Here is a 19290-nt window from a genome sequence, read left to right as displayed (position 1 = left end):
GAAGTACATCATTGTGTTTAATTCTAACGAGGTGCAACATCCTTATAGTTTGCATTTTCTTCATCCGTCATACGAATTTCGTCAAGGTATAAAAAGTGATCGTGATTCATGACACTTAAATCACCGTTAAAGTACATACCCCACGATGGGTAAATGCCTTTATCATCGTTATAGCCAAACTGAACGTTTTGCTCATTGAGCACTTTCTTGCCATCAACCCATAGTTCGACTACACCGGTTTTAGCATCTGAATAATCTACTTTGGTATGAACAACAAAATCGACCCATCGGTCAAGATATTGGCTTTTAGCGCCTGGAATTCGATAATTTTTGGTGCCTTTCCCCTTTCTAGTAGTACTCTTTTCATCAGGATCCCATTTATAACCACCATATAGACCATTTTTATCGAGTGAAATATAGAAAGGCGGATTTCGCGAGTGCTCTTTTAAGCGTTTATCTGCACTACCGTGGATTTGAAAAAACAGCCAGTGATTATCTTCGTTTTTAGTACCTTCACCGGGGAAATAGAAACTAAAACCATACCAAGCATGAGCCCCCATCACTTTTTTGGTTTTATAACCATGGAACATTGCTTTGCGGTCAACATTATCTATTTTGTCTTCTTTGCCATTGTAGGCCGCAGGATTCTCATGATGCCAAACCAATTTAGCGGCATATTTTCCTCCGCGTACTATTTTTCTCTCTAAGACAAAGGAATGTTCACCTTGGTGTTGATTAAACATAAAGTTTTTTGGTAAGGATTCGATCAAACCCGGCGTAAAGCCGCGAGCGCCAGGAGCATTCCAGCCGCCATTTTCGAAGGATTCGTAAATGAGCTTTCCGTCTAATACTACAGGCGGCATTTTTTGGCTTACTGATGTTGTGCTCTCCTCGCTAACAACCGTTGCCGTTTTAGCCAGTTGAATATCATTAGCACAGCCAGTAGCCAATATTGTTATGCTTACAGCATATAAGGCTAGTTTTTTCATATTGTTATTGTCCAACGTTAATTATTATTCAATTTATTTAAAATAGCTTGTCAGCTTAATCAAGAGCGACAGCAATCCATTCTTTAAGTATTACCGCACCAATTAAGTCGGATACTTCACCACTCATCCAATGCCATCACGCGTGAGTTCTAAACTCTGTATCACGATTTTTAAAAAGCAGCTTGCATTTGAGCAATCGTTGTTTGAGCAGCTACTTTTTCTTTTATAGGCGCTGCTCTCTGCTGACATTCTGATCTGCGGATAAACCTCGGTTACTAATATTTTGCCATTATCCAGAAACCAAGTTTCAGGGTAGTTATGTTTCTCGGGATTCTTAAAATTTGTTTGTAATGTGCACAAAGGCGCATTTTAAGTTTGGGCTAGCAGTCTAATTTGTTTAATCGTATTGGTGTTTGTGAAACGATGCTTGAATATTGTGATTAAAGTTGATTTATTTATCACGTTATTATCATTAAACATATTGTACTCCTAGCTTACTCTTCAATGCTTTGTATATCGAAGTCACATTCCTAAAAATCAGATTATGACTCCGATATACATGTGTTTGCTCAAACGATGGCTATTGACCTGCTTGAATGGTCCAATCGCCTGGAGCCAGTTCAAACTTCAAGTATTTATCGTCTTCTCCCATATAACGAATACCTGGATATTGATCTGTATTGTCGGTTGACCATAACAAACCTGCTTTGAATACCTGCTTGTCATTGATACTTAGCGTGTTGACCTTGAAGTAGGCCTTTGGAATGCCGACAGTTGCTGTACTGCCTTTAGGTGACGTTAGCGTCATATTGATACTGTTATTATCACGGCTTATTTCAAATTCAATATCACCTTGCACGCTCGGCACTAATTGTTTGATGTGTTTCATGTGCGCCATATTTGGCATGATTTCGTAAGTTTCCCATGCAACAGACGTTGGTGCGATACCGGCAATATATTGACTTAATACGGTTGCTGGCGCATTCCATGCGTGGTTTTCGGTGCCGCCACCTGTCATATATTCGGTTAAGGTTGAGCGCTCTTTGTTATCCACTTGTTTGCCATAACGTTGTTTCATTCGTGCTAGCGCATCGTCATAACGGCCGGCAATAGCCATGGCGTTATAAATCATCCATTCAAAATGCGGACTGGCATATTGATTAGGGATCAATACGTTATCGACAATTTGTTGGTACTGAGCTGGTTCGGCTAAGCCAAATATAATGGCGACGGCGTTAGCGCGATCATCTTTGAGTTTGCTCGGTTTACTACTATAGAAACCATCTTGCCAAAAGTGCTGTTGGAAGGCTTGTTTAAGCTCTGTAATTCGTTGATCGTAAAACGCCATATGAGTATTATCGTTTAAGACTTTTGCCATTTTACGAGCAGATACTAAAGCGCTGTAATACAGGGCGTTTTGGATTACATCGTAATCAATAGTGTCTTGCGGGCCCCAATCAGTCCATTTCCAAGCGCCATCCCTAAAAACGATTAAACCATTCTCTTGTTTTTCCCAGATGGATAAATATTTATGCACATAGGGGTAAGCGTAGGCGAGGGTTTCTAAATCACCAGTATTGTAATAATAATGCCAAACGCCTTGTTCAATAAACTGTAAGCTTTGTGCCGGTAGTTCACGAAAACGTCCCGGGCCTAAGCCTGCAAATACGCCCGATTCTGAATCACTAAAGGCCATAGTGACTTTAATCGCTTTTTTCAATAGATCTCGGCCGGGTTTATCCATGCTATAAAATAGATAACTAGCTTGGTCGGCGACATCGCCAATCCATAAACCGCGTTCACGGTCGGGGGTGTCCATAAAATTATCTCGGGCACAAATATACAGGGTGTTTTCTGACATTTGCCATATACGTGAATACCATGCATCGTCACTTTCAAAATGACCAACAGGCTTGCCAACACCTGTCCAACGGTACTTTAAACCGTGCACGGTTACGCCTTTGGGAATGGTGTATTCTATTATGCGACCATTTAACCAAGAATAAGATTCAAACTGTTGGCGACCTTGTTTGGTCGTGTAAAAGGTTTCAATAGTGTTTAATCGCATATTAGACTTAATGTGAATGCTTAAGCCCGCAGGTGCTTCAATATCAAAATAAGGGGTAAAATTTTTATTAAAATCTAACTTACATTTAATTTTTTTACCGTCACTGACAAACGGGAATTTGGACTCTGGGAAATTAGTGCAATTGGCTAAACCAAAGTTATTTAACGGTGGTATTTCACTCGGAAATAATTCGAAAAACGGTGCACGCGGTGGTTTTTTAGCACTGCTAGCCAGCTCCCAGTTAGAGTCATCATAACCTGGTAAATACCATGCGTCCTTACCCCAATCACCCATATCATTGCGGGCATCATAATTAACACTCCATGCAGCAACACGGCGATGTTTTTCTTTCGCTACAGGTTGGTAAGCTTCATGTTTTTTAGCTTTCCATGAGGTATCAGAAATAATGAGCTTTTCATCCACTTTAGCCTGAAATATAAAACCACCAATTCTCGCAGAAATATGGGTGCCTTTGTCGCCATTTGCACCGTAATACCATGCTAAAGCGGCAATGGTATTTTTGCCTTTTTTCAAATATTTTTTGATATCTACTTGGTCGTAATATTTATTAGAAGCAATGGGAAAACTGTCAACCCTAGGGGAGGGTTTTACCGGCGAAGGACCGCCAGTATAACTGCCTTCAAACACCACCATTTCACCATTGATCCATAACCAATATTTGGTCTCGGCGCTGATATAAGCGGTTATTGCTTCATTAGGCGTTATCTTATCAAAATCAGTGATGTCGACTTCTTTACGTAGCATCACCCAATCGTTTGGATTGCCAATTTTTTGTTTGGTCCAAATCCATTCTGCATCCCATTTAACGGCGGCTGATTGGAAAGAAAATAAAGTTAATAAGCTGGCTATGAACCAGAAGAATGTTTTTCGTTTAGTCATTTGGTGTCCTAATTATCATTTTACATAGCAATGGTTAGCTGTGATGTATAAATGCTTTAATGTATATAAGACTTAGTCACCAATATGAGGGATTGATACCCTTTTTTTAATTTTTAATAAAATCTAGCCAAGATTTTGAGTAAAGCCTTGGCAGAAGTGATTTTAACGCTATTGTTTTATTGTGATGTAAGTTGTAGTGGTAATCCCGTTAATCTATCAAGTTCAAGTGTAGATCGCATAGGTAAGGGTAATTGGGTTGTTTTGGGGAGTGGGTCAGCACTTTGCAGTAAACTAAAGTAGTTATGCCCTTTTAGGGCATTTTTGAAGTGCTGATTTATTGACATTGAAGGTAAAGCAAAATCGTAAAATGCAACTTCATCAATAATGCCTGAAAAAGCCTCCACCGCCCAACGAGACTCTGCTGGATTATTACCGATAGAAGCCTGTCCTGGACCACCACTTAGAATTTTTGACCCTGGTGGATATTGGTAACTTGCAAGTCGTTCACCATTTATATAGATGGCTTTTAAACCTGTGCTTACATTGTAACTGGCCACAACATGATGAAAATGACCTTGTTTTAGTTGCGCTAATGTCGGGCGCCCTTTGAGTCCATCCAGTGGTAGCTTTAATTCATGATAGCCTTGGCCAACAATGTAAAGACCAAAACTTAAACTTTCGTTAAATTGACCTTCCGGTCGCAGGTAGTTTTTACCTTGATCATGCTGAAAGCTGAGCAGCATGCGAAGTTCATTATCGCCCTTATCTTTTCGAAAGATAACATCTATTTCTTTAAACTTGCCTGAATACTCAGGGCGGATCAGCGCTTCAATGGTAACGCCATCTGTAACCGAAAAAGATCCTGTCGCTGGTGCTGTACCTCCACCTGAGCCAACATCTATTCTTGCATTGGCGCTATTATCAAAAATAAATGCCCCTTGTCCTACTAGTCCCTTTGTTCGCAAGGTTCCTGTCGAGGGAATGCCTGTTGCTCCGCCCGCTGAATCAATCGCGCGATCACTTTGGCTATCAAAACTCCAAAAATGTTTAGGTTGCCAACGGCTAGGAATTAATAAGGTGTTATCGCTACTTTGGATGATGGGATTGAGATGCGCTTGAGTTAAGTCGATAGTAAGCGAACCACCATTTGAGTGTAAGGTAAAATTGGGGCCATGAAGAATAATATTGTTATTTGATACTGGCTCAATGATCAATTTTCCTTGAGTTAGGAGTATTTCATTGTGATTAAAAAACTTAATATGGGTATGAGCGGTTAAGCGCAACTTGTCACCACTGGCTAGTATTAAACCGGCGTCTTGTTCAACTTGGTATTCGCCCGAAAATAGCTGCGAGTTTTCGATTCTCCCCTGACCAATAATGGAAATTTTTCCTTGTTCAATTTCTGCAATAACTGGCAAAGTGTTTTGATTAAATGATTGCCAAACTAAGAATAGTAAAAAGGTTAGTGCGGTGAGTATTATCCAGAATTTTAACAGCTTATTAGGAGTTTTTTGTGGTTGTGCATTACTTAGATCTGCCAAGGTATTTAATGGTGAAACTGTTTTTTGCTGTAACTTACTTGCATCTATATTTATGTCGTTAATGATATCTGCGTTGTCTTTTCGTCTAATCACAAACTCTTCTGTGATGGCGGTTTCAGCTTTGCGTTTGTAAGAAAATTCTAAATTACTATCAGCACCAGAGAGTAATTGGGCGTGCATACTCATGTAATCATAAAAAAATTGTTGTGCTTCAAGATTGCCTTTAAGTAATTGTGACAATTTTTTTTGTTGTTCGGGCGTAGCTGTTTTAGTACCTATTGCGTCAGCTATTTCTCGGATAGCGGCAAACTTTTCACTTCTCTTCATTTCTCATCTCCGCTAATTTTTTGCTCAACACAATCGAATAATTTTTTTCTTAATTTGTGGATAGCCTTGCGAATAGCATAGATAGATCGGCCAGATTGATCTGCAATCTCTTGCGCCATTAAGTTATGATTATAAAAATATTGATATATCTCCTGCATTGGTGGAGAGAGTAAACTGTGACAATGTTCTAAATAACGCCATCTTGTTTCTTGAGGTACCGTATTCTCTTCTAGCACAGAAAGGTTATTACTAAATTCTTGTAATAAGTCATCTTCTAATCCCAACTGATATTTATTTTGTTTGCGTTTGTAGGCTCTAATACGATTAAAGGCAATGCAAGTTGCCCATTTTGAAAAGTCACTTCCGAGTTCAAATTTAGAGAATTCATTCCATAAGGTTAAGCTGGTTTCTTGAAAAATATCATCAGCAGCACTAGTATTCCAAACTGAAGCATATATATAGCGATAAAGTCGATTTTTATCGGCTTCAAATAACTCGTTAAACTGTTGTGCTCGGCTGGCGTCAGTAGAGCATAACGCTTTGCTAGCAGAAGGTTCAAGTTTCACTATTTTATTAAATAACAAAATACAATCCGATTTTCATCAATAACAAGAGACTTAATAATTATACAACACTATAGGTCTGTCTTTCCGGTTATCTCACGTTTGCAAGGTAGCAAATCATGACGTACCTTAGAGAGGGAAGTACAGTTATACCTTTTCACTAACCTATACTTAACACTTAATTTGGTCAAACTGTTTCATCTACTTTAGAAAAGACAAATTGCAACTGATCGCTATCGCTAGTTATATAAGAACTTACGAAAAGGGCTTCAAAATAACGTTTTATAAAACTATAAAGTTAATGACGAGGCTCAATTTAAATGTTAAACGACGAATGACTTATGAAGTGGCAACCAACCGTTAGCGCTCGGATACAATAACTGATAACTTGCTTAATCAGAACCACAATGTGGTAGCACCAAATCATATTTGGGCTGGCGACGTGACGTATCTGAAATAGGCGAAGACTAGATGTACCTTGCTGTCGAAATGAATTTATATTCAAGTTATATCGTTAGCCCAATACTTTTCCAATCTCAAGCTGTGACATTTAGCTTTTGTTTTATTTTTATATGAAGCTCTAAAAGGTAATGTATCCTCCTATAATTCAAAAGCCGCTAATAAGTAACTTACTAGCGGCTTTTCAGGCTATTAAGTAGCGGTGTAGCTAAGGCTGAGCTATTTCATTTAAAAGTAAAACACTCGGTTCAGTAATCACACTATGAGCTTTATCTCTGTTGCCTGGCTGGCTTTGCCATGATAGGTAATATTTTTTGCCATTTGAGCTTGAATCACCCTGTCCTTCAAAAACATGGTGCTCTAGCTTTATAGTTTTATCTTTTGCAAGATGCTTATTAGCAGCTAAAGTTTGCTTTTCAATCATCGGAGGAAAGATATCTGCTTTTTCAACTTTAACTGTCTCTAAGCTATTAGCATCTACTATAAAGCGCATAACAACATCTTCACGTCTAACCGTAACACCTAATGTCTGTTCATCTATCACTTGCGGTGTATAAGGTTTAACCATAAAACGACCTAGTGAACCGTGCCCGCCAAAGTCCCATCTAAAGCCCTTCCAATCACTAATCTTTTTGCTTTCCCAGTCATCTGAGCTGCTTTTACGAGCAATATAGATTTGTGTATCACCGTTATCATCATATTTATGATAAACAATTATTGGCTTTTTCTGCTGATCAAACCCTAACTTAACATTCCCATTGATCATGCCTCCAAGCGGAGGGACAGGATCAACAACTTCTGTCATTTTTAAAGTAATGGGTAACGCTAACTTTTGCCCATTTGAATCCTGCCAATTAACGAGATCAGGACTCTTTGCATAAGATAGACTATGGTTAGTCGCTGCATTAGGGGTATTTCTCCATACCCAAATGAGGTGAAACATTCCGTCAGGGCCTAGCGTTGGCCCTTCAAAATAGCCACTCATCTTCCCTTCACCATCTAGAAATTTATTTGCATGCAAACGCGACCAAGTTTTTGATTTAGTGTCATAGATATTATAGATTTCATTTCCGTTACCACTGCCACCATCCCGATACTTAGCAATTAGCTCATTATTCTTATTTAACAAAAATATTGGATAGGTCATTCTTTGCTCTAATGCCTCATCAGCCATAACATCGATACGTTTCAGTGAACGAACATTCAAAGGCTCGCTAGTACGAAAATATTCAATAGGGTCAGCATGCATATTACCCATTACATGCAAATGCCCGTCAGAATCTAACTCCATCGTGACATAGTTATGGCTATCCCAACCAAGCCAACTATCAACTTTATAATAACGCCATTTTCCAGTTAGGTGGCGGTGTGCAATCGTCATTTGCCTATTTGCATCATAGTAAGCAACAAACTGTTGCTGCCCTCTAGTTAACAAATAAGGTTTAATGCGATGCCCAGACCACACACGGTCAATCGCTATTGAAGTAACTGTTTGCTCATGTTGACGTGATTGCGATGCAAAACTCACTAGAATAGATAAAAAGGCTAAGCTACAAAGAAATATATACTTAGCTTTAAGATTAGTACGCCTTAAGTGCATAATAAATTCTCTCAAATTTAAATAGATCTGTTAAATATCGTTATCTATTTAAGCTACAAGATATAAATGTGGTAACAAAATCCTATATCACAATGAGATAAGCATCATCGATTTTTAGTGTGTTACCACATATTGTAAATTAATATTTTGTCGGTTTACTGCTCTTTAATTTGCAATAACTTCTCAGCAATTAATTGCTCATTAAACTGAGCATCGTACTTGGGGTTTAATTGCGTAGGTATATCAGCACCAATTTGTTGCTGCCAATTTAGTAGCTTTGTTTTAAGCTCTTTAAACTTTTCAGGCGCACTGTTAACTAAATTCACCGTTTCACCTTGGTCAGTAGCAAGATCGTACAATTCAAATTCATTATTTTCATAATATTGAATTAGTTTCCAATTACCGCTTCTAATAGCACTGCCGGGGCGAGTTCTAAATAAGGGATCTTGTCCTTGGTCAGTTAAAGCGTGATGTGCTTGAAGATAAATAGGAAAATGCCAAAACAAATCACGAGATGTAATTGTTTCGTTTCCTAGTAGTAGTGAGCTCAGATCCATTCCATCCAACTCTTGGTCTGGTTGCTCAGCATTAGCAAAGCTCAAAAGTGTTGGATAAAAATCGGCATTAATAACTGGTGTCTGATCAATATTGGGAGTTATCACATCAGGCCAACGAACCAATAAAGGAACACGTAATCCCCCATCATAATAAGAGCCCTTACCTGCTCTTAATGGTGAAGGAAATGATGACATGCGGTAACCACCATTGTCAGAGGTGAAAATAACGAGGGTATCATCAGCTAAGTTTTCAGCCTCAAGCATCGACAATATACGGCCAACATTAGTATCCATCGACTCTACCATCGCCGCATAAGTTGCCTGTTTTATATCTTTGATACCTTTATCCTGATATTTTTTTACAGTATCAGCGACCGCTTGAAATGGGGTATGTACAGTATAATAAGGTAGGTATGCAAAAAATGGCTCATTCTTTTTAGATTTTACCCAATCAATTACTTCTGTAGTCAAGCGGTCTGTTAGGTACTCTCCTTTTGGTCCATCTTCAATATTAGGTAATTTATAAGGACTAAAATAATGAAAGGTCATCCCTTGGTGGCTACCAGCAATATTTGTGTCAAAGCCTTGTTTATCCGGATCTGCTCCCAAATGCCATTTTCCAAAGTGACCCGTCGCATAACCCGCTGCTTTTAACGATTCAGCCAATGTAATTACTTCTAGGTTTAGCCCACGCTTATTCTTAATTGGAATTAATTTACGCGTCTTCTCATTTCCTCTCGTCGATGGAGAGACCGTATAAACACCATGGCGTGGACCATATTGGCCAGACATTAAAACCGCACGACTAGGTGCACAATTTGCTGCTCCCGCATAAGCTTGATCAAAACGTAAGCTTTGCTTTGATAGCTCATCAATATTGGGGGTTTCAAATAAGTCAGTAGTTTGATTGTAACCTACGTCAGACCAACCTAAGTCATCAACTACAATCATTAAAATGTTTGGCTTTTTCAACGTAGACGTTTGCGGTGACTCAACAGCAGAAGTATTGGTTTTTCCACCACAGGCACTCAATAACATAACGCATAAAGAAATGAATATAGTATGTAATTTCATATTTTTCCTAGCTTATAATTATCTGACTATAAATGTCATTGTGGGTCAAAAGGTGGGACTTGGGTTTCATTAGCCCCACATTGTTATCTGAAATATATAGAATTACCCACCCATCTCTTCGAGTTCTTTGCCTTTCGTTTCATTTAAGAACTTAAATACAAATACCACCGAAATTAGCGCGCAAATTGCGTAAAAACCATAAGCCCCTGCTAAACCAATACCAGTAAGCATAATTGGGAATGACCAAGTAATTAAGAAGTTGGCGATCCACTGTGCAAAACCTGCGACCGCAAGGCCTGAGCCGCGGATTTGGTTAGGAAACATTTCACCTAACATGACCCACATAACAGGGCCCCACGATAAGTTAAAGAAAAACACGTATGCGTTTGCAGCTATCAAAGCAACAATACCTTGATCACCCAACTCTAAGTTTCCCGATGCGCCAGTTTCTGCGTTTAAAAAAGCGTAAACCATAATCGAAAGCGTAACTGTCATGCCGACAGAGCCAATCAGTAGAAATGGCTTTCGACCTACTTTGTCAATAAAGTACATAGTAATAAATACCGCTAAAATACTGACCATGCCGCTGATTATATTAATGAGTAATGCATCAGACTCTGTAAAACCTGCCGCTTGCCAAAGCACTGCTCCATAATAAAAAACCACATTGATACCGACTAATTGCTGGAATGTAGCAAGACCAATACCCACCCATACAATTGGGCGTAATTTGTTTTTAGATTTATCAATTAAATCAGAAAGTTTTGGTTGGTGTTTATCAACAGCAAGTGAAGCTGCTATCTCGTCATGTTTTGATTGCGCTGACTCAGAACCATATAAGCGAGACAGTACATTTATTGCAGCCTGTTTTTTCCCCGCCATAATTAAATAACGTGGGCTTTCTGGGATAAAAAATAAAGCGATAAAAAATAAACTTGCAGGTACTAGCTCAACCCAAAACATCCAACGCCATGTTTCTAAATCAAGCCAAAATACCGCTGTTGAACCACCAGCGCTGTTTGCCAAAAAGTAATTACTAACAAATGCACTAAACAGACCAAAAAGGATTGCAACTTGTTGTAAAGTAGACAGCGTACCTCTGTATCGTGCTGGAGCAATTTCGCTAATGTAAGCTGGCGTCATCACTGATGCAGCACCTACAGCTAAACCACCTAAGATACGATAGATCACAAATTCTAAAGATGAATCTGCAACCCCAGATCCCCAGGCACTAATAATAAAAAACACAGCAGCAACAAGTAAGATTCGGCGGCGACCAAATTTATCAGCTAATCGGCCGGCACTAAAAGCACCAATTGCGCAGCCAATCAACATACTTGATACGTTGAATCCTGTGCCCGCACTGCTTGAACCAAATGCAGCTTGCAAGCCATCTACAGTGCCATTTATAACACCACTATCAAAACCAAATAAAAAACCGCCAATTGTTGCGACAAAGCAAACCATGACAATTAATAATACATTTTCTTTATTGTTCATAATTATCCAAATTGTGTGTGTTGTTATCTTTATAGAATTTTAATTCGATATCTGCATATCAAACTTTATTTAAATAGAGCTAAATCCCTTTCTATTTGTTCAAAATCCAAGTGTTTCTCTAAAACCGTTGAATATTTAGTTTTTACCAACAAGCTATTTTTTTCCGCGGGTTTATTACTTACTCTTTGTTAATGATCTTTCGGTCAAATCTGAAAAATACGGGTTACCTGTATAGTATGAAGCAGCAGACCAACTGGCATTTTCTTTAGGCAGAAAGGCAGATAAACGCGCTTTCACATTTTTATACTCGTCTGCCTCAGCGACGTTATGCCATTCATTCTTATCATTTTCATGGTCGTATAACTCTTCACTACCGTCTTCGTAGCGTATATAGCGATAACGCTCTGTTTTCACTGCATGGTTATTTGGGCCATACGTTGTGACTGCTGCATGCTCCCATTGCGCATCTGGGTTATTTAGCAATGGTGATAAATCTTGCCCTTGATTTAACGGGTTTTCAGGTAACCCACACATTTTGATAAGCGTAGGGTATAAATCAAGTAAACTGACAGGACGGTTACTTACTTGTCCACCAGATGACTTGGGTGGTTTGATTATTAATGGTGTGCGAGTTGCTCTTTCCCATAAAGCCATTTTAGCGAACTTACCTTTTTCTCCTAATTGGTAACCATGATCTCCCCATAGAACAATAGCCGTGTTATCCGCATATTCACTTTTTTCAAGCGCATCAAGTACAGTTCCGACACAAGAGTCAACAAATGAAATACTTGCTAAATATGCTTGAACCATATTTTTCCACTCACCACTTTCAATAGCCCATTCAGTGGTAGGCATCATAGGTAATTCAGATACTTGCGTGGCAATCTCTGGCACATCATCTAAATCATTTTTAAAGTATGCCGGTAATTCAAGCTCTTCGACAGGATGCATATCAAACCACTTCTGAGGTACATGCCAAGGCACATGCGGGCGTAAAAAACCACCTACCATAAAAAATGGCTTGTCATAATCCATCGCAAGCTGCTTCGCAAGCCATTGCGCTGATTCATAATCTGGCATCTGCTGATCTGTATCGGGAAATGCCCCCCAGTCAGTATTTGTGCGTGGATCATGCCATTTCATTCTGCTTTGTGGATACGGGCCAAACCCCGCTGTACGACCGCCATAGGTATCAAAGCTATCTGGCGCTACTCGTTCATGAAAAACTTTACCAACAGCTGCAGTGTAGTAACCATGCTTTCTAAAGTACTCGCTTAAAAAAATAGATTGGCTGGCTTTATCGTTTGCATTTTTAATATCTTTATCATGAATGTGCCCATATATCCCCGTTGATGAGGGAGCAAGCCCCGTCATAATACTCGCACGTGATGGACCACATAAAGGAGCGGGAGCATGCGCATTGGTAAACACCGTTCCCATGTTGGCGAGTCGGTCAATATTAGGCGTTTTTGTGTTTGGGTGCCCAGCTAGTGGCCCAATCCAATCATTTAAATCATCAATAATTAGCATTAACACATTCGGGTATTCTTTCTTTAATTGAGTTAACCAGTCAAGCTCGTATGCAGTCATGGTTGCTGCAGCCAAACCAGCACTACCAATGAGAAACTTTCGTCTATTCAAAATTTATCCCCCCCTGCTCTAGTTGCTGCAATTGAGATCAACTTTATACAGTCAAGATTAACACATTAAATTGCAATATTAGTCACAATGATGCAATATCAATCACGTAGATGCAACAAAATATATTAACTCTCAGCCAAGTCGCTCCTATGTTCGCTAATTTGAAATATAAAGTGCAGGATAATTAATATAACTATGGCGCATTGAATAATTAAAAAGTGCACAGTTAACTCATTATAAACACACGATAAATAGGTATTACGATGAAAAAATCGCTTAATTTAAAAACATCTTCATTGCTCGTTATAGCCACCAGCTATGCTGTGTTAACCGGCTGTGCAGATGCAACCTCAACCGTAGTTCAAGAGCAAAATACCTACGCGAAAGAAGTAAAGGCATATGCTGTATATGTCCCTAAACGACAGGACGACTTTGCATGGGAGAATGATAAAGTTGCTTTTCGAGTGTATGGACCAGCAGCCCCTATAAAAGGACACGCGAGTGGCGTGGATGCTTGGCTAAAAAAGGTTGATTACTCGATCATAGATAAATGGTACGACCAAGCATTTAAAGGCACCGCTTCATACCACACAGACTCAGGTGAGGGTTATGACCCATACCATGTCGGTATTAGTCGTGGTGTTGGTGGTTCTGCAGTTTGGGTTGATGGTAAGGATTATACAGCCCATAACTATAAAAGTTTTGAAATTCAGCAAAATGGCCCAGAAAAAGTTATATTCACTCTTCAATATGAATGGCAAACACCACTAGGGTTAGTTAACGAATCAAAAACGATTTCTCTCTCAATGGGCTCTAACCTTTATAAAGTCAACTCCACGTTCAAACTCAATGGTAAACCGGCCTCACTCCCAATTGCTATCGGCGTTACAACTCATGATGAGAAAGCCTTAGTGGCGCATAATAAGCAAACAGGGCGAATCTCTGCTTGGGAAATGTTTGACGGCATAGCTCTCGGTACCGGCGCGATTATAGATCCTTCTAAAGTACAAGATATTCAACATATAGCTAAACAAGCAAAAGACGAGAGTCACATATGGATATTCACAAAATCAGATAAAGATGGCTCACTTGAGTACCATGCTGGTTTTGCATGGGAAGCAGCAGGCGAGATTACAACACGTGCTCAATGGCAAAACTATTTAGATACATTTAAAAAATAATATAGGTATTAACATGGAAAAAATTGCATTCACCATGACTTTACTAGCAGGCAATGAAGCTGAATATAAAAAGCGTCATGACGAGATCTGGCCTGAACTAGTTATAGAGCTAAAAAACGCAGGTGTATCTGATTACTCAATATTTCATGAGCCATCGTCAAACACACTATTTGCTGTTTTGAAAAGAACTAATGATCACAAAATGGACGACTTACCACTTACACCAATTGTTAAAAAGTGGTGGGCATTTATGTCTGACATTATGGAAACAAACGCCGACAATTCGCCGATTGTTACACCTATCGAACAGGTATTCCACTTAGATTAAAATATAGGAGTCGTTATGTCACATCGCATTTGTAAGGTTTTGGTACTAGTAACGATATGGTTATTATCACCATTTAGTTTTGCTGATATTAAACACGGTTTAAGAGATAATGATGGTAGACATATGATCCCTAGAGGTTATGTCATTAATACCAATGACCATGCAGGTGCGGTGGACTTCAACCCTGAAGACTATTTAAGAATGGTAAGAATGGGTGCCAATGTTCAAGTTATTCGACTTGAAATGGGCAAATTAAGTGAGCTTGGCGACAACACGTTTGAACCTGAATATTTAGCCAGAGTTAAACGTGCCACTAAGTTAGGCCGCGAGGCTGGCATTAAAACAGTATTTAAAATGACTGTTTATGGTGCAACTGATTTTTCGTGGGAAGAGTTATACCTAAACAAAAGTAATGAACAAGAAACTTATATCAATGCTTGGAAGCATATATGGGAAGCGTTTAAAGATGATGATTATGTGATTGGATATGATTTAGTTAATGAGCCTCGTAAAAAAGATATGGATATTTCTTACGATCAGCTAACTCGTCGCTATTTGATCCCGCTATATGAAAAAATTATCGATGCTGCTATTCCTTACAGCGACAATAAACAGTTTTTAATACAAACCATTTTCATGAATAAAGGCGATGCCATCAACAAAAACCAATATGCAGAAATAACAAAAAGAATAGATCGTAAAAATATTATTTTTGCCCCACATATCTACCAAGAGCATTTAGATTACATAGCTCCAACGATGGAAAGATTTGATAAAGAATCTCAGTTATTAGGTGCACCGATACTCATTGGTGAATGGGGATTCCCTACTCTAGTAACAACAGATAACTCAGTCAAAGAACAACTAAATTACATTGAGTTTTATATAAAAACAGCTGAAATTTTTGATGAAATGGGGGTTGGCTCAATTAAAGCATGGTTTCTAGGCAATCGTAGTTATCAAAACTTTTTACCAGGTGGTCCTTCTACTTGGGCTATTTTCAGTGATGAACAAGCAATTGGTACTGTAGAAAGAAAGTATATAACTGACATTATTGCACGCCCATACCCACAACTAATTGCCGGTGACATCAAAAACTTTAAATTTCACTTTGCGACACGCACATTAGATTTAAATATCACAAGTGATAATGCTAAAGGGGTTTCACGTATTTTTGTTGGTGCAGATAGGCATTATCCAGATGGATTTACTGTCTACATCGGCGATGACCTCATTATGAGTAAAAGCCCGATAAAAGCAGGTTTAGATGTTCATCACTCAACCAAAAATACACAACCAAGTAAGGTAGTTTGGGATAAGGATAGACAGCAACTCATTATACTATCGTGGCCCAAAAATAAAGCACAAATTAATATTAAAATTAAACCTGGAATATATAAAGAACCTGATCCAGCAGTAAAAATTGGCAAATAACGCTCATATTAATGGCTATCATTATTGGAAAATATGATGAAGAAGAATACAAAATGGCTGTTGTTCGCAACAGCAATATATGCCTCGACCTTGACGGCTGCGGACATACTAAAAACTGACAGCTATTTTACTGCCCAACACTACGACTTGGCAAAATCTGGCTATCTAGAAGCAGCACAGCTAGGTAACCCTCATGCTTATTATCAACTAGCACGAATTTATGCCAAGGGCTTAGGCGTAGAACAAGATATTATTAATGCGCTTATCTATTACTCTTTAGCAGCAGAATATAACTATTTTGATGCGCAGAAAGTCATCGACAATACCTTACTAAAACTACCAACAGAATCTCAGGCAGCTTTTAAAAAAGTCATGAATGACTATAAAAGCAAACAGGGTAAAAGTGTTATTGATGCAAAGTATTTCCCCGTGCTTAAACAAGATACAATAACTGCACGGGTTACATTTGATGATAAAGCCCAATTAGAGCCTGTATTTTATAGTGAAGACTTCGTTGACAATTCAATTGCTAATATGAACAATTTAGCGATTGAAGAAGGCGGTAATGAAGATGCTTTTTTTATGTCTACGCCAAAAGAGCCCTATTTAATTTTAGACATAGATATTGCCCCTGATGGATCTGTGCGTAATTATTTCGAAGTGCAAAAATTAGGCGGGCCCGTTTCAAGGTTGATTGAAGAGTTCGTACATTTCCCACAACCTAAACCTTCAATTAATGGCCATCATATTGATTTTGTTCATCGCGTATTTCTTGGTGCAGCTGGCCATTCAAAATCAACGCTGGTAAATGAGAATGAGCAAATGTATAGCCAAATACTCCGCGTAGCTAGAAAGTTGGCAAAAGGAGAAAGCTTAAACGAACGATATCAACATGCGATGGCCTTGCTCAATTTTCCTTGGCTAACTCAAGAAGAAGGCGAAGCAGAAAAAAAACTATTAGCACTAGCGAACATTGGGCATCCCGGCGCGATGTATGAATACGGACTGTTGCTTTATAGAGAACAACGAGATATCCCCACTGCTATCAATTGGATTTCTCAATCGAGCAAATACGGATTAGTTCGTAGCGAGTATCGCTTAGGCATGATCCTAAACTCCAGCCCATGGGTGCAACAAGATCAACGAAAAGCATTATTTTGGTTCAGCTCCGCAATGAATAAAGGCGATATTAATTCAGCTATCAGAGCAATTGATATTAAGCTTAACGCCAAAGATAAATCATTAATTGATGTGGAGTCTGCCGTACTTGATTTACAAGAAATTGAGCATAAACATGCCAATAACCCTGAGTACTATTATTTGTTAGCTTTATCTTTTCGAGATAGGAAGGCAAGAGACTTTAGTAAATTTGTAAGTAATATGCGCACAGCTATTAAACGAGGCAACTCCGCGAATTGGGATACGAGTGAATGGCAAGCACTATTAGATCGTTCAACCGTTGGTAGAGTATATATTACTGAGCAATAACATAGTCAGGGCAGCTGCCTCTTAGGATATCTGGCTCTTCAATTCATTAAGATTAATTTTTATATCCCTGAGGCTACAACTATCGGTTCTACCATTTAATAAAACAGCAATAATACTAGGTGAGTATGTGTTTGATAATTATTTTGCTCAAGCTTTAGGATTTATAAGCTTTATATTAGCAATGCTGTGTTTTATGCAAAAAGATGATCGTCATTTTAAAATTATGATGATTGTCATGAACTTAAACCATGCGTTACACTATTACTTATTAAATGCAGTAACCTCCTCACTTTGTTCTTTATTTGCTGTCGGACGAACAGCAGTTTCATTACAAACAAAAGCGAAATGGGTCGCTAGCTTATTCATTATACTTACCATGTTGATTGGTTATTTTACTATAAGCCAATGGACAGATTATATCGCCATAGTGGGTTCCTGTATTGGTACATATGCTTTGTTTTGCCTTAATGGAATCAAGATGCGTTTGGTGGTATTCGTTGGTTCATGCTTATGGCTTATAAATAACGTGATTGTAGGTTCACTTGGTGGAATTTTATTAGAAACTACAGTGATAATTATTAATTCAACAACTATTTACAAATTACATAAGCATGACATAGCTAATAAAGGCTAATTGAAATGATATTGTTGATGTGTCAATTAAACCCACCAAGTCAACCCCCAATTAAACATCCCACTAGCGTTAACCAGCCATTGGCTCATAAGTAACCGGTAATACGATACTTTTACCTTAGCTTATCTGCTTCCTTCACTCTTTTATCAACAGCAATAACCAACTCGTGCTCAAATTCATTTGAAATAATAGCAGTGAGTTTAGCCATGTCGGTTTAGCTATTTTTGCTACACATGATGTTACTGCACTACATAAAAGATGATAGTTATTGCTAGTATCGCTATGATTTGGATTTATGTTTTTATTTGGGTCTTTGATTTATATTTTAAAGGAGACAAAACTAAACGTACGCTTTCAATCCGCCTATTACACGTCACTTTATTCGAAGCGGGTTTCTTGATATTGACTATTCCAGTTATATCTTATTTTTATCGGTGATTTTATGAAGAATTTTTGCAATGAATTTAGGCGTGACTATTTTTATAACTATTTACGCTTTCCTATTTAACTTGAGCTACAACCATATCAGAGCAACAATCATCCAGCGCAATTCTAGAGATAGCCACGCTTAATCATAATCCTTATTTATCCAATCATATTACTTGAAAGTACTGATATTAGAACGAGTAATTAGACAAAAGCAATAAAAAAGCCTAACAATGAATATTCAACATTGTTAGGCTTCATATAAGTGCTTCACTACATTTTAGAAGCTATAGCTAAAGCTTACTTCATAGATACGCCCAGTGTAATCAACGCGCGAGACCGCACTTTCATTGTTACCCCAGTACTCATAACGTTGCTCATCAGTTAAGTTGTAACCTCTTAAATAACCTCTAAAGTTCTTTGTGAACTTATATGATGTCACTAGATCCAAACGGCCTGTTGCTTTTTGCACACGAGGCTGGACACCTAGGTACGAGTTTTGTCCTTTCAAATAGGAGTCATCTTTCCAGTTATATGCAAGTCTAAAACTAAATCCATCATTCTCATAGTAACCAATTAC

The 19290-nt window shown here is 38.4% G+C and carries 15 protein-coding genes; 6 read left to right on the top strand and 9 right to left on the bottom strand.

Going from position 1 to position 19290, the window contains the following annotated elements; all coding sequences use genetic code 11:
- Positions 1–23: 23 nt before the first annotated feature.
- The 8 genes from PHAL_RS0121930 to PHAL_RS0121890 all read right to left on the bottom strand — a co-directional run bounded on the left by PHAL_RS0121930 (position 24) and on the right by PHAL_RS0121890 (position 13219).
- Positions 24–989 (bottom strand): heparin lyase I family protein, encoded by a 966-nt coding sequence (locus PHAL_RS0121930; RefSeq protein WP_016710581.1) that lies wholly within the window; start codon positions 987–989, stop codon positions 24–26.
- A gap of 580 nt (positions 990–1569) precedes the next feature.
- Positions 1570–3957, bottom strand: coding sequence for an alpha-L-rhamnosidase-related protein (locus PHAL_RS0121920; protein ID WP_016710579.1), 2388 nt, complete (start codon positions 3955–3957; stop codon positions 1570–1572).
- A gap of 176 nt (positions 3958–4133) precedes the next feature.
- Complete coding sequence (locus tag PHAL_RS0121915; RefSeq protein WP_016710578.1) at positions 4134–5825, bottom strand: LamG-like jellyroll fold domain-containing protein; 1692 nt, start codon at positions 5823–5825, stop codon at positions 4134–4136.
- A complete protein-coding gene (locus tag PHAL_RS0121910; RefSeq protein ID WP_016710577.1) occupies positions 5822–6409 on the bottom strand; it encodes a sigma-70 family RNA polymerase sigma factor in 588 nt (195 codons plus the stop codon). Before PHAL_RS0121910 ends, PHAL_RS0121915 begins: the two co-directional genes overlap by 4 nt.
- A 646-nt stretch (positions 6410–7055) precedes the next feature.
- Positions 7056–8447 carry a BNR repeat-containing protein gene (locus PHAL_RS0121905; protein WP_016710576.1) on the bottom strand — a complete coding sequence of 464 codons (1392 nt, stop codon included), beginning with the start codon at positions 8445–8447 and terminating at the stop codon, positions 7056–7058.
- A 155-nt stretch (positions 8448–8602) separates the two neighbouring features.
- Positions 8603–10078, bottom strand: a complete 1476-nt coding sequence (locus PHAL_RS0121900) for a sulfatase (RefSeq protein ID WP_016710575.1) — start codon at positions 10076–10078, stop codon at positions 8603–8605.
- A gap of 102 nt (positions 10079–10180) precedes the next feature.
- Positions 10181–11590, bottom strand: a complete 1410-nt coding sequence (locus PHAL_RS0121895; protein ID WP_258165122.1) for a sugar porter family MFS transporter — start codon at positions 11588–11590, stop codon at positions 10181–10183.
- Between the two features lie 162 nt (positions 11591–11752).
- Entirely contained in the window at positions 11753–13219 is a 1467-nt protein-coding gene (locus PHAL_RS0121890) for a sulfatase (RefSeq protein WP_232321845.1), read from the bottom strand.
- 263 nt (positions 13220–13482) lie between these two features.
- Here PHAL_RS0121890 and PHAL_RS0121885 point away from each other — a divergent pair, with 263 nt between their 5' ends.
- The 6 genes from PHAL_RS0121885 (at position 13483) to PHAL_RS24630 (ending at position 18722) form a co-directional block, all read left to right on the top strand.
- Positions 13483–14400: a DUF4861 family protein gene (locus tag PHAL_RS0121885; protein WP_016710572.1), complete on the top strand. Its 918-nt coding sequence runs from the start codon at positions 13483–13485 to the stop codon at positions 14398–14400.
- Positions 14401–14413: 13 nt separating this feature from the next.
- Complete coding sequence (rhaM, locus tag PHAL_RS0121880; RefSeq protein ID WP_016710571.1) at positions 14414–14728, top strand: L-rhamnose mutarotase; 315 nt, start codon at positions 14414–14416, stop codon at positions 14726–14728.
- 15 nt (positions 14729–14743) lie between these two features.
- The gene (locus PHAL_RS0121875; protein ID WP_016710570.1) at positions 14744–16162 is read left to right on the top strand and encodes a cellulase family glycosylhydrolase; all 1419 of its coding nucleotides are present in this window, start codon (positions 14744–14746) and stop codon (positions 16160–16162) included.
- A gap of 33 nt (positions 16163–16195) precedes the next feature.
- Positions 16196–17650 (top strand): tetratricopeptide repeat protein, encoded by a 1455-nt coding sequence (locus tag PHAL_RS0121870; protein WP_080571560.1) that lies wholly within the window; start codon positions 16196–16198, stop codon positions 17648–17650.
- A gap of 127 nt (positions 17651–17777) precedes the next feature.
- Positions 17778–18284 (top strand): YgjV family protein, encoded by a 507-nt coding sequence (locus tag PHAL_RS0121865; protein ID WP_016710568.1) that lies wholly within the window; start codon positions 17778–17780, stop codon positions 18282–18284.
- A 258-nt stretch (positions 18285–18542) separates the two neighbouring features.
- The gene (locus PHAL_RS24630) at positions 18543–18722 is read left to right on the top strand and encodes a chlorhexidine efflux transporter (protein ID WP_308700783.1); all 180 of its coding nucleotides are present in this window, start codon (positions 18543–18545) and stop codon (positions 18720–18722) included.
- Positions 18723–18990: 268 nt separating this feature from the next.
- Here PHAL_RS24630 and PHAL_RS24295 read toward each other — a convergent pair.
- On the bottom strand, positions 18991–19290 hold a 300-nt coding region (locus PHAL_RS24295), incomplete at its 5' end, for a TonB-dependent receptor (RefSeq protein WP_036981622.1).

The organism is Pseudoalteromonas haloplanktis ATCC 14393, from assembly GCF_000238355.1.
GTDB classification, from domain to species: Bacteria; Pseudomonadota; Gammaproteobacteria; order Enterobacterales; family Alteromonadaceae; genus Pseudoalteromonas; species Pseudoalteromonas haloplanktis.
The sequence above is the reverse complement of the archived record's forward strand: the minus strand, read 5'-3'. Positions and strand labels throughout refer to the sequence as shown.

Bases quoted from the DNA above. Each gene is read 5' to 3' on its own strand.
- PHAL_RS0121930 (WP_016710581.1), bottom strand. From the start codon at position 989: ATGAAAAAACTAGCCTTATATGCTGTAAGCATAACAATATTGGCTACT.
- PHAL_RS0121920 (WP_016710579.1), bottom strand. From the start codon at position 3,957: ATGACTAAACGAAAAACATTCTTCTGGTTCATAGCCAGCTTATTAACT.
- PHAL_RS0121915 (WP_016710578.1), bottom strand. From the start codon at position 5,825: ATGAAGAGAAGTGAAAAGTTTGCCGCTATCCGAGAAATAGCTGACGCA.
- PHAL_RS0121905 (WP_016710576.1), bottom strand. From the start codon at position 8,447: ATGCACTTAAGGCGTACTAATCTTAAAGCTAAGTATATATTTCTTTGT.
- PHAL_RS0121900 (WP_016710575.1), bottom strand. From the start codon at position 10,078: ATGAAATTACATACTATATTCATTTCTTTATGCGTTATGTTATTGAGT.
- PHAL_RS0121885 (WP_016710572.1), top strand. From the start codon at position 13,483: ATGAAAAAATCGCTTAATTTAAAAACATCTTCATTGCTCGTTATAGCC.
- rhaM (WP_016710571.1), top strand. From the start codon at position 14,414: ATGGAAAAAATTGCATTCACCATGACTTTACTAGCAGGCAATGAAGCT.
- PHAL_RS0121875 (WP_016710570.1), top strand. From the start codon at position 14,744: ATGTCACATCGCATTTGTAAGGTTTTGGTACTAGTAACGATATGGTTA.
- PHAL_RS0121870 (WP_080571560.1), top strand. From the start codon at position 16,196: ATGATGAAGAAGAATACAAAATGGCTGTTGTTCGCAACAGCAATATAT.
- PHAL_RS24630 (WP_308700783.1), top strand. From the start codon at position 18,543: ATGATAGTTATTGCTAGTATCGCTATGATTTGGATTTATGTTTTTATT.